Origin of the sequence: Paenibacillus allorhizosphaerae, from assembly GCF_042659105.1 — a bacterium.
Classification (GTDB): Bacteria; Bacillota; Bacilli; order Paenibacillales; family NBRC-103111; genus Paenibacillus_G; species Paenibacillus_G allorhizosphaerae.
The window spans coordinates 12,885-24,928 of record NZ_JBHSRV010000027.1; the positions used below are offsets into that span (position 1 = coordinate 12,885).

Here is a 12,044-nt window from a genome sequence, read left to right on the forward strand (position 1 = left end):
ACCTCCTGCTACGATTGATTTTGCTCGCGCTTCTCCCACCCTTGCCTAAACAATGGAAGCCAATTACCCGGGTGATACGGATGCTTCTGCACCTCCTCCAGGTTCAAGTCAACCCCTAATCCGGGCCGGTCCGAAAGCTCGATATATCCGTTCGCGACCTTAAGCGGAGGTGTCAGCACGTTCTCTTCCCAAGGCTCATTAAATTCGTCGAAGATTTCATGCAGATAAAAATTAGGAGTGGCCATGTTTAAGTGGGCGCAGACTATGGAGCATACCGGGCCTTGTGCGCTATGGGGAGCGATCACGCCGCCGTGCGCATGCACCATGCCGCAGATTTGCTTGGAGGCGGAAATGCCGAGGAATTGGGGTTCAAGCTGAATGATATGAACGGCATGATGCTTAAGCAATTCGGCAAACTGTTCCCTGCAGTAGTAATCCTCCCCGCAGGCTACAGGCACCGGGGAACGCTTGGCTACCTCAACCATCGAAGAAATATTTTGCGGTGGTACCGGGGCTTCGAACCAAGTCGGTTTATAAGGAACCATCGCTTCGGCAAATTGCAATGCGGTATGCACGCTGAACCGGTTATGCCCTTCAATAAGAATATCCGTATCGGGACCGACCGCTTCGCGAACGGCGGCAATAATTTCTATTGCCAGTCGAAAATCCCGCTTCTCCACCGTACGCCAGGCCGAGCCGAACGGATCGAATTTTAGAGCGGTATACCCCTTCGAGACGACAAGTTTGGCCTTTTCATAAAAGTTTTCCGGCGTCCTGGGCCCGCGATACCATCCGTTTGCATAGCACCGCAGCTTCTCATGACATTGTCCGCCTAATAGCTTGTAAAGAGGCTGACCCGTCAATTTGCCAATAATGTCCCAGCAAGCGGTTTCAATCGCGGCAAGCGCAGAGCCTTGAATTTGCCCGCCGTCCGAGTATACATCCCGAATCATTTTCAAGGAGACGGTCTCCACGTCAAACACGCTCATTCCAATATATAAATGCTTCAGCTCATGGATCGCCGCTTCCACCGTTTTCGCAAATCCGTTTAATGTTCCTTCTCCGATGCCGTATACGCCATCTTTCGTTTGAAGCTTAACAAACAGCCAATTTTTCCATGGATTGCCTACAATAAATGTTTCTACATCGCTAATGATCATACAGGAACAAGACCTCCTTTTTTTAAAAAGATTCAGGAAGTTAGAGTGGATTTTCCTAGGGCCTAAAAACAATATACTACCGGGGTATGCGCCTTCATAGGCTGCAAAACTACGGTACATGCGCTATTTTGCATGGACATAATCTTCGAAAAAAAAGCGTACCTCCCGGCGCCGTCCAACGGAAAACATCCAAATCGATACACTACAATATGTCGGCTCTAGGGCGTCACGCTAATCGCGATGCTTAGCCATCGGCAGCCAGGAAAGCACGTCTTGTATTTTTCGATCCCAATAACCCCACTCGTGGGAACCGGGTTCTTCCTCGTAAGTGAAGTCTAAACTCGTTTTCCGGCAAGCTTCCCGAAAAAGAATGTTGTCCTTGTATAGAAAATCCTCCGTACCACAGCATTGATAAAGTTTCGGTTTCGGTCCGTCGTACTTATCGCATTGCTGCAGCAGCCAAAATAAATCGTTTTCCGTTCCCGCCACGGTTTTCTCGCCAAAGGTTAATATATAATCTCGGAGCCGTTGAGGGTCCTCAGGCACCTTAGCCCGGTTCAAGCCCCCAGATAAACTTGCCGCAGCGGCGAATCGATCGGGCTTGCTTAAAGCCCATTTCATCGCTCCATAGCCCCCCATGGATAACCCGGCAACAAAATTATCCTCTCGTGCATCGGACAATGGGAAAAAAGATCTCGCCAATTCAGGCAGCTCCTCGCTCAAAAATGTCCAATACCGGTTTCCATAGGCCATATCCGTATAAGCGCTGCGATGAACCTGCGGCATGACGACGGCAAGGCCAAGCGGAGCGACATAACGCTCAATGGATGTACGGCGCAACCAAATCGTATCGTCATCGGACATCCCGTGCAGCAGATACAGGGTCGGATGGCGCGCGCCTCTTTTCACATTTTGCATGCCGATTTGAGTGCGGGTTTGCTGGGGCAAAATAACCGTCATCGATGTGCTTAGCTGTAGCACTTCAGAGAAAAAGTGACATTGGATAAGGGCCATCGGGAAGCCTCCTTAAAATCGACTATAGGGCCGGATAGCAGCTAATTTTTCCGGTAATCCGAAGGATAGGTGCCGAACGTTTGCGTGAACAGCTTGGTGAAATGCCTCGTGCTGTAATACCCGACTTGCTCCGCTACTTGTCTCACCTGAAGATGGGTGTTCATGAGCAATTCCTTCGCTTTATGCATCCGAATACGCGTCAAATATTTCACAAACATCACGCCGGTTTTCTTATGGAACAACGCGCTTAAATAATTGGCTGAAACATTCAGTTGACCTGCGATTTGCCCGATACCGATATCATCCATATAATGCTTTTCGATATATTGAATCACTTGCGTAACCAGATCTACGGAAGCGGATTCCTTCTTATTCAAGTCGCGCAAAACCTTTACGCCATGTTGCCGTAATGCTGCAATCAGCTGCGCGGCCGTGGTGTTTTCCGGTAAATGGATGCCTATGGCGATGCTTATAAACAAGCAGACGGCCTGCTTTGTTTTCTCGGAAAGAAATAGAGGCGATTTTTGCAGCAATGCTTCCAATTCACTGACCGCATGATGATAATTCAAACACAGTAAGTGCTGAAGGTGGTTCCCTATGTCGCACAACAAGCGCGCTGCTTCCGGCTTATCCGGCATCTGCGCCACTCTCATCAACTCCGCATATTCGAGCCTTCGGCCGATCCCGCAAACTGCACGAAGATGACTCCACTGCTGCAGCTGCTGAAGACGTTCGTTTAACGCCTTAAATCCTTGGCATTCGCCCGTTTGCAGGACGGTCATCGTCATATCCGCAGTTCTGTACCGGGATATGATCGTTTCCGTTTCACCGAAAAAATCGTAAACGCGCTGTTTCCCTTCCTCTCCTTTGTCCGCATCCCAAATGGCTACGGCAGCCAGTTCTCCGTTCTGCAGCGCCAATAACGCCAAATTCATTCCGAAATTAAGGTGCTTGCCCATCGACTGACGAAGATCCTTATAAAGCTCGCACTCCACGTCGGACACCTGGCTCGCGGGCCGAGCCGCATCCACATGGAATGTCCATGCGAGAAAGCTTCCACGATGCAGCAAGCTGTCTTGTTCTTCATGCTCGATGGTGGTAAGCCCGTTGCAAAGAGCCGACAAATTATTTTCAAACTGTTGGTTCAGAAGGGAGATATACTCTTTATTGTCTCTGTAAGTATGTTGTACCGTTCTTTCCAGTTCAGCCGGGTCGACCGGCTTGAGCAAATAGGCGGAAACCCCTAATGCCAGCGCCTGCTGCGCGTAGCCAAAGTCGGAAAAACCGCTCAAAATCACCCATTTCGTAAACGGGGATACCGTTTTGCCGAGCTGAACCGCATCCAGCCCGTTAAGCTTAGGCATGCGAATATCGACGAGAGCGATGTCCGGTGTATGCTGCGCGACCAGCGTAAGCAGTTCCTCGCCGTTTGCCGCTTCGCCGACAATTTGCCAAGGTGCCCCCATCTCTTTAATCATGCTGGATAAACTAACCCGTGCCAAGCTTTCGTCGTCGGCAATGACCATCTTCACGATGCATTCACATCCTTCAACGGAATTTGTATCCGTACGAGCGTACCTTGTCCTATTGCCGTCTCTACGCTCATCATAGTGCCATCGTAAGCAAGTTTTAACCGCTCCTGTACGTTGCTTATCCCCACCCCTTCCCGTTCTGCGCCGGGGTCATACCCCGCTCCATTGTCGGCTATTCGAATTTCCAGCCACTCTTTGCCCTCACCGGAGACGGCCGCCAGCGCTGATTCGACCGTCAGCCGGCAGGCCTTATCGCTCGGTTCAATCCCATGAATAATGGCGTTTTCGACGATCGGCTGAAGCAGCAGCTTAGGAATCACAATGTCCGCCGTACCCGCACGGCAATGGATTTGGTAGTCCAGCTTTTCCGCAAACCGAATTTGCTGCAGCTCGCAATACTTGTTGATAAAATCCATTTCATCCTTTAGCCGTACCCAGTCGTTTTGCTGCAAGGTATAGCGCATCATGCCGCTTAAAGACAGGATCGCCCGTTCCAGGAGCGCGCGCTGTCCGGTACGGTTCAAACCGATAAATCCGTTCAACGTATTGTATAAAAAATGCGGCTGAATCTGCGATTGCAGCGCACGATACTCGGCATTCCGCTGACCGAGCGCAGCACGGAATTCGCGGTCTATCAGATCGCCAAGCTGGGATATCATCGTATTTAAGTTTGCGCCGAGCTGAGCGATCTCATCGTTTCCCCGTACGGGATAGAAGGTTTGCAAATTTCCGCGCTGAACGCGCTTCATCACCTGAATCATTCGCTTGAACGGCGTTACCATCCAATGCGAAACGGTGAAATAAAGCAGCAGAGCAATAATCAGTCCCGAAACGCCAAACAGAACGCCAACCCAATAAATACGCTGGAGCTGCAGCTTGATGACCGATTCCGAAAAGAGCACGACGATCCGCCAATTGGAGCGGCTTACCGTTTCGCTGACAACAGAGTAACGCTCGTTCGCGTCTTCCACTGTGCCATTTCCGGCCGCCAATTGATGCAGCACGTGCTCCGTAAGCGGACGGCTTGCGTAAATGAGCTTCCTCTTATCGTCGAGAATGGCTGCTATCGATCCGTTTTCCAACCGGATCCCGTGCATCAATTTCTCCAGAGCTGCCGTATCGGCGTCGGCCATCATCACGGCGAGCGGGCGGCGAGTATCGGGATCGTTGATTAGGCGCGCGACGGAGAACACTTCGCCCCCCGCGCCTTCCAAATAGTTTTGCACGTGGACGCTAATAAAAGCAACGTTTCCATCTGCCCTAAGCGCTTGAATGTACCAATCCTGTTTAGCGAACGGATAGCCCTCAACCGGTTTGCTGACGTAACCGCCTGACGATGTTATATAGATGGAGCCGTCCATCGGAAGAAGTATGGTGCCGAGAATGTCTTTGCGCGTATTTTTTAGAAATTTTGGTAATGTATTCGATAGCGTCTGTTCCGCTTCAAACTGCTCATAGGGAGTCAGCAGCTTCCAACCAAAGGTCGATTTCATCTTTAACGCCCTCATGACGTCATCATTCAAATAGGGCGTTGTCGTCATGCGGTCAAGATCGTCCAAATACGCTTCGATACTGAATGTAAGCGCGGTCAACGTATCCTTCATCTGAGAGGACTCTTGACTTCGGATTAACTTTTCGTAATAAGAGGGAATGGCAATGACGATGACGACAACCGGGAAAACAATGGCTGCCAAAAAGAGAATCGTTAATTTGAACCGGATCGATTTCCACATGAAGTCTCCCCCTTACCGCAGCATCGCCCCTTCTACCATTATATTTTACTATTTTCAAACCGTTTGTCTTTAGCTAAAAATGTCTTCTTTTGTCTGTACCGCCGCAAGCGCCTGCAGGTATCATCCTTTTATCGCTCCCGCCGAAAGTCCCGTAATGAAGTAGCGCTGAAGGAATAAATAAATGACGATCATCGGCAAAGCGCCCATAAACGAGCCGGCGGCAACCCAACCGACTTTATTGCCGTCCTCCCCGAAGAAGCTGGAAAGCGCTACAGTTACCGTTCGGAGTTCCGGTTTTTGCAGGAAAAACAACGAAAATTGAAAGTCATTCCACACCGATACGCCATGCAAAATGACGACGGTTGCGGTAATCGGTTTTAACAAGGGCATAATGATCCGGTAAAACAACCCGAAATGCCCGGCGCCGTCAATCATCGCCGCTTCGTCCAGCTCCTTCGGGATTGTGCTGATGAAGCCGGTGTATAAAAAGATGGTCATAGGCAAATGGAACGTGATATGCAGCAGGATAATCCCCCAGTATTGGTTCATGCCGCCCAAATCGACCATGAATTTATACAGGGGGACCAAGCTTGTAAGAGGAGGCACAATGAGAGCGGAAATAAACAGCATATAAATGAATTTATTCCATTTGGTTTGGCGCCTGGATAAAGGATACGCCGCAATCGAACCGATAATGACAATGAAAATAATGGACGTCACGGCGACAATCATATTATTTTTGAAGGCGACTCCCAACTTCGCATCGGACCAGGCATTTATAAAATTATCCAGATAAAGGTAACCTGGCATGATCCATTTTGAGCTTAGGTCATCCATTGCTTTTAACGATGTGGTAATCAAAATGTAAAACGGCAAAATATGAATCAAGCATATAACAACAGAAAGAGGGGTAACCCATAACTTTTTACGGCTCATGCGGATACCTCCCTTCTTCTTAAGAAAATGAGCGAGATCATGCTGACAAGCGAAATCATGATGAACATCACGATGCCGATGGTAGCCGCATAACCGGCATCCTCACGGCCAAAGTAAAGCAAGTACATCAATGTGGACATCGAAGCCGAGGCGTAGCCCGGACCGCTGTTGGTCAATGCCGTAATGACGTCAAACAGCTTTAACCCGCCGATCAAATTCATAACCATACTGACGGTAAAAGCCGGTGCCAGCAAAGGCCATGTGACATGGATAAAACGTGAAAACGCCCCAGCACCGTCGATAGTCGCTGCTTCATAATAATCCTTCGGTATGGTCTGCAGGCCCGCCAGGAAAAGTACCATCGCAATGCCGAGATATTGATAAGTGTTGACGAATGTAATAATCCATACGTTGATATTAGGATCTCCAAGCAAATTCGTCGGCTTGTCTTGGAATAACAGAAGAATGTCGTTAATCGCGCCTCCCTGATACTGAAAGAAAAAATACCAAATATAACCCATAATCAGGGAGCTGATGATGACCGGCAAGTAAATGATCGTTCTCACGATCCCGCGGGTGCGGAAGTTCATATTGAGGTACAAAGCGTAAAGCAAGCCTATTATGTTTTGAAATATGGTGCTGCCCACTCCGTAAATGATGGTGTTTTTAATAATTTTGGCAATATCGGGATCATGAAACAGCCTGGCATAATTTCTCAAACCAACCCATTTGTATTCCTGATTATAGCCGTTCCAGTTGGTGAACGAAATCTGTATGCCTTTGACAAACGGATAAAATATAAACACGAAGAACAAAATGAGCGCGGGTAAGTAGAGCAGATTCAGCATGCCGCCGCTGCGGATAAACCGCTTGATATAACCGTTTCGGGAACGCCTCGCTTGCGGATCCGATGCGGATACCGTATTAACCTCCAACATCAATTGCACCTCCTGTTGCTCGTAATAAAGCAAACGGGAGGGCGGACACCCTCCCGGTCCTGCATTCAATTAGTTATTGCGGAGACTAGTTATTGCGGAGACGCTCGAATTCCTGCTTCATTTTTTCCGAAAATTGCTGCGGCGTTAATGTTCCGCCAAGCAAAGCGGTGCCGCTTTTGCACATGACGTCCCACATGCCGTTCGGCAGGTAAACGCGGTCGAAATACGGGAATACGCGAATCGAGCTGTATTTGGCGTAATAATCGGAGAACTCATGCTTCGCATTAATATCTTTCAAGCCGGGCGGCAGCTTGGTCGCTGTGGCGATCTTCAGCATATTTTCGGGCTTGGCGACAAAGGCGATAAATTTCTTCGATTCCGCCAGCCGCTTTCCGTCTTTCCATGCGGCCATGGTGTAGCGCTCGCCTCCGGAGAAGATCGGCTCGTCACCCGCCACCGCAGCCGGTACCGGCATGATGCCGACTTTGGCGTTCGGATTGATCTTCTGCACGTCGCCCGCAAAGGTCGGACCTCCCGATACGAAGGCGACTTTTCCTTGCGCGAAACGCGCAGGCATGTCGCTTCTTTTGGCGGTGAGCACATCGGCGTTGATATAGCCTTTGTTCTTCATATCCAGCAGTTTTTGCGCGAGCGGCGTCCATTTGTTCCAGTCGAATTTACCGTCGAGAAAAGTTTGCGCATCGTTCGTCTTCGGACTGATGAAGTAGGAGCTGCCGTAATGATCCAGGAATGAGCCGACCATCCCGTTATCGATACCGGACATGAAGAACGGAGATACCTCGCCATTGCTTTGCGTTTTGATTTTTTCGGCTGCCGCCAGAAGCTCATCTAATGTTTTTGGAACTTCGATATTATATTTTTGAAGCACGTCGACATTGTACGAGAACCCATCCTTCGCTTCGCTCATGACCAATGCGTGCACTTTGCCGTCCTTGCTTGTAACGACCGGTTTTATTGTATCCGTTTGCTTCGACGCCCAAGCCTCGTCTTTTAGGTCGGCAATATATTTGCCATAGCGTATGATCGCCCAACCATGCGTATCGAACACATCCGGCAGGTCGTTTGCCGCCATTTTTACTTTCAGGATGTTCTCGTATTCGGAGCCCGGAAATTGGTATTCTATCACGATGTTCGGATTTTCTTTCGAAAAGTCGCTCGCAATTTGCTTAAGGACTTCCTGATTAGCTGAATCGGTCATTGTACTATACACCGTAAGCTTCGTTTTATCGCCGCCGCTGCTCGCGGATTGACCGCTATTTGCGGCTGGAGCGGACTTGCCGTCGGCTGCCGTGCCCGAACCTCCACTCGGACGCTGAGAACAACCCATAAACGCCGTAGAGATTAGTAAACTTACAGATAGCAGACTTACAAAGCTTTTTCTCATACTCTGTCCAGTCCTCCCTCTTTCAGTTTTATGGATGCGTTAAATACTGTTACAAAAATTATGCTAGCACATTTGGTAGCGTTTTCAAATGCAGCAAATCTACGCTTCATGCGCTATATTTTTACTAAGGGCTTAATAGTCCAACCGCCTACGCTCTCATGGATTTCCCTCCGATTCTTCAAGGAGATCCGTCGGAAATGAGATGATGTTCTTGTAAGAATTGGGAATGGGATCAAGTTTTTTACATTCGAGACATGTCTAATGACACAAATTTGCCTACATCAATTATTTACGCCATTATTTACAAAAACTGTTCCTTTACACCACGAAAAACGGCAGCCGTTTTGGTGGCGCGTTTCGTTGGTCGCTGCTATTTCCGTGACTACACAGCGTGAAATGACGCGCGTGCCGTCGGCGCCGCTGAACATGTCGAGGCTCTTCAGCCTCATGTCGCGGATCTTCGAGGTGAAGTTGCGTGCCCACTCCTTGAAGGCAGCGCGACCTACGACGTCACCATCTGGGTTCGAAAGGATGATGTCATCGGTGCAGAGACGGTCGATCGCGTCGAGGTCCTGCGGAAGGCTGTAGACTTTGGCCCAGAACTCCGTGTGAAGTTCTTCGCCGTGACTGCCGAATAAAGCCATCTGTCGTAATCACCTCAAGCACATCTTTGGTTTAACTGTTACAGGATTGAAGCCAGAATCGCAAAGGTTGATGTTGTCGCAGATGTCGCCATCGCCAGTCCCTTCACGTTCAATCGCGGCTTTTTTCGACTATGCAATTCTGCCAGTTAAGTGAACTAAGGTAACCGATCATTCAAGTCAATTACTCATCCAATTTGGAATGAAGGACATGATGGCAATAGTTGGGGCGCTTATATCCCGGAAGAAGCAGTTCGCACACGTCGGCGTTAATTGTTCCGTATGTTGTTTCCCCTGCCGCGGTGATGTTGCTCAAATACTCGAGACCCCTAAACCTGGAGAAAGAAAACCGAAAAGCCTTAAATTAGAAGGCCCGCTCAAATGGAACACGTTGCGGCGACAAGAAAAATTCCGGAGCAGGTCGTAGATTCCAGTTGTTTCACCGTGCCGATTCGTCCGATTGCAGGTAGGCTCAAACGAGTGACTTGAGTAACCACATTATGCGGATCTTTTCTACGTCCTAATCTAACTTGAGTCGAAGAATCTTGTTTGCTCTTGACTGAAATACTTATATATTTTTTTGGGAATTTATAATTATCACGCCGTTATTCTCCTGTTCCTTCTTCGCTTCCGGCAGCTTCGTACATGAGTTGCACGGCTTGGAAAATTTTCAACGTCGAATCGGAGTCATGCGCGATGATGACGGCCGTGACGTTCTCCTCGTTTACGATGCATTCAAAAAACCTCGCAATCGTGAGCGTTGAAAAGCCCGACTGGCGAGGTTTCAAAATGATTTCGCGCTTCGTCTTCTCCATCCAGTACATGGTCTGGATCGGATTGAATACGAGATTCACCACTGTTTTATTTTTCGTTCGGATGTATAACTTATCTTCGATATACTCCCGAGGATTGCGGATCCACTTCGGCCATGACCTTGGCTTGCTCTTTTATCCGGTCATGTATTTTGGCGAGCTCATCAGCCTTCCCTCCTTAAAAGAAAAACATGTAGATCATGACCCAAATCATCAATGACAAGCAGATTCCGTTATATAACCCGAACAGGAAATTAGATTCTTCGAGATCGTGCATCATCATCCCCTCCACGTCACGTTATCTTGCCATACAGTTCGTGAAAACGGTTTACGCTTGAGTCTGAGGAAATATAGGAACCTTTGTCGATTGCTGTTCATGCAATACAATTTTTTAACATTTTAATAATAGTCTTTTTATAGTTACATGCTAAGATAACTCCTAGTTTCCTTTAAAAAAACTAAGTGGGGGATTACAATGAACAAACCATTCTTAGATTCACTGCTGAAAGACCTTGAAGATTTTGTTTTTCATGCTGAAAATAATGATGAGACTCTTGATTCCTCAATCCAGAAACTAAAAGAAATCCTTAAACGAACTTTAAATAACGCAATCTGATCCAGTCAAATTCCGTACTCATGCCCTACAAGCTGCTTGATCAAATAGCCTTGTCTAACAATTGGGGTGCAGTTCAGCCACTCTGCTCCCTGGTTATTGCGTATCCTTTAGCGTAATGAAAGAACTCTTTAAGTGATATCTTTTTTTTAAATAATAATGAATGTGTCTGCACCAAGCTATATAATAGCTTTAGTTTACCATAAAAACCCAAATCCCAGACATAAAGAACACATATAATTAAGCTAACCTGCCGTTACTTTGAATATCAAATAGGAGCTGCCTAAAGGATAGTTCCTTCGTGAAATTGTTTGAAGTAACCGGAAGGATAGTTGAAAAGGAACTCGAGAAATCTTGGCGAAATGAACTATTAATATCTGGTCCAAGGAGAAGTTTTATGACTGAAATACGTTGGACTCAAACGGGTGATATTCAGGAGTTAGGTCTTGTCTACTCTGAGGCTTACCGCAATGCTTATAAAGGAATAATCCCGGATGAGTACCTTAATCAAGTTACCCCCAAAGTTAGGCAGGAATATTTTTTAGAGCTTTTATACAATGGGAAGAGCGTGTAGCTATTGCGGTAATTGTAAAAAAACTGTGGGTTGTATGGTGTTAAGAGCCTGTAGTGACGATGATTTACAAAGCCACAGCGAGAAATAACCGCAATTTATCTGCTTCAAAATTATAGAGGCATTGGTCGTGGAAAGACGCTCCTAAAATGGGGTGTAGAAAAACTAAAAGCCTTTGGATGCACAACAGTAGCAATCTGGGTGTTAAGGGAAAACCTAGATGCCATCCGTTTTTACGAAAAGCAAGGCTTTGTTCGTGATGGAACAGAGAGGATAACAAACAGAGGAAAAGAACTAATTCTGTTTAGATACATCTGGAGCGTTAAAAAAATAGCTTATTAAGTTAACGGGTAACTTAATAAGCTGCCGCTTTCGATGTACGAAAAGCCTACCGCGATTATGTGCATATGTTTGTGTCGCGAAACGGTTATGCACATATGATTGTGTCGTGACACTGCGACACAATCATATATGCTTTCAAATAAAAAATCCCCAATTAAAGGGGATTTCAAAACACCTATGTTTGTGTCGTCGGGCATCATATGGCTTGTGTCACAATCATTCGCTTTTATTATTCTTGTTTTTTTAAGCTCATAATCTGATCGTTGTTGGTTATTATCAAGATTAAATTTACCGCAATACAATGAATGAATTGAAAATGCGCTGTAATTTTTCTGCTTCCCTTTAAA

At 47.2% G+C, this 12,044-nt stretch carries 11 protein-coding genes and 1 pseudogene; 3 read left to right on the forward strand and 9 right to left on the reverse strand.

All coding sequences use genetic code 11. The annotated features are described in order from the left end of the window. Positions 1-8: 8 nt before the first annotated feature. From ACFQI7_RS35635 to ACFQI7_RS35675, 9 genes are all read right to left on the reverse strand, one after another. On the reverse strand, positions 9-1,160 hold the full coding sequence (locus ACFQI7_RS35635; protein WP_218103069.1) for a mandelate racemase/muconate lactonizing enzyme family protein: 1,152 nt from the start codon (positions 1,158-1,160) through the stop codon (positions 9-11). Positions 1,161-1,391: 231 nt separating this feature from the next. Then, on the reverse strand, positions 1,392-2,174 hold the full coding sequence (locus ACFQI7_RS35640) for an alpha/beta hydrolase (protein ID WP_218103068.1): 783 nt from the start codon (positions 2,172-2,174) through the stop codon (positions 1,392-1,394). Between the two features lie 41 nt (positions 2,175-2,215). Next, positions 2,216-3,700: a helix-turn-helix domain-containing protein gene (locus ACFQI7_RS35645; protein ID WP_230415696.1), complete on the reverse strand. Its 1,485-nt coding sequence runs from the start codon at positions 3,698-3,700 to the stop codon at positions 2,216-2,218. 2 nt (positions 3,701-3,702) lie between these two features. Then, entirely contained in the window at positions 3,703-5,439 is a 1,737-nt protein-coding gene (locus ACFQI7_RS35650) for a cache domain-containing sensor histidine kinase (protein WP_218103066.1), read from the reverse strand. A gap of 120 nt (positions 5,440-5,559) precedes the next feature. Next, on the reverse strand, positions 5,560-6,375 hold the full coding sequence (locus tag ACFQI7_RS35655; protein WP_218103065.1) for a carbohydrate ABC transporter permease: 816 nt from the start codon (positions 6,373-6,375) through the stop codon (positions 5,560-5,562). Further along, positions 6,372-7,223, reverse strand: coding sequence for a carbohydrate ABC transporter permease (locus ACFQI7_RS35660; protein WP_230415694.1), 852 nt, complete (start codon positions 7,221-7,223; stop codon positions 6,372-6,374). Before ACFQI7_RS35660 ends, ACFQI7_RS35655 begins: the two co-directional genes overlap by 4 nt. 175 nt (positions 7,224-7,398) lie before the next feature. After that, on the reverse strand, positions 7,399-8,718 hold the full coding sequence (locus tag ACFQI7_RS35665; RefSeq protein WP_218103063.1) for an ABC transporter substrate-binding protein: 1,320 nt from the start codon (positions 8,716-8,718) through the stop codon (positions 7,399-7,401). 281 nt (positions 8,719-8,999) lie between these two features. Further along, on the reverse strand, positions 9,000-9,362 hold the full coding sequence (locus ACFQI7_RS35670) for a nuclear transport factor 2 family protein (protein WP_218103062.1): 363 nt from the start codon (positions 9,360-9,362) through the stop codon (positions 9,000-9,002). Between the two features lie 602 nt (positions 9,363-9,964). Then, positions 9,965-10,216: a hypothetical protein gene (locus ACFQI7_RS35675; RefSeq protein WP_218103061.1), complete on the reverse strand. Its 252-nt coding sequence runs from the start codon at positions 10,214-10,216 to the stop codon at positions 9,965-9,967. A 430-nt stretch (positions 10,217-10,646) separates the two neighbouring features. On the opposite strand from ACFQI7_RS35675, the gene ACFQI7_RS35680 reads away from it, so the two are divergent. The 3 genes and pseudogenes from ACFQI7_RS35680 to ACFQI7_RS35690 all read left to right on the forward strand — a co-directional run. Beyond that, positions 10,647-10,787 (forward strand): hypothetical protein, encoded by a 141-nt coding sequence (locus tag ACFQI7_RS35680; RefSeq protein ID WP_218103060.1) that lies wholly within the window; start codon positions 10,647-10,649, stop codon positions 10,785-10,787. A gap of 298 nt (positions 10,788-11,085) precedes the next feature. After that, on the forward strand, positions 11,086-11,358 hold the full coding sequence (locus tag ACFQI7_RS35685; protein WP_218103059.1) for a hypothetical protein: 273 nt from the start codon (positions 11,086-11,088) through the stop codon (positions 11,356-11,358). A gap of 78 nt (positions 11,359-11,436) precedes the next feature. Then, positions 11,437-11,697, forward strand: a pseudogene (locus tag ACFQI7_RS35690) (GNAT family N-acetyltransferase); the annotation flags it as partial. Between the last annotated feature and the right edge of the window lie 347 nt (positions 11,698-12,044).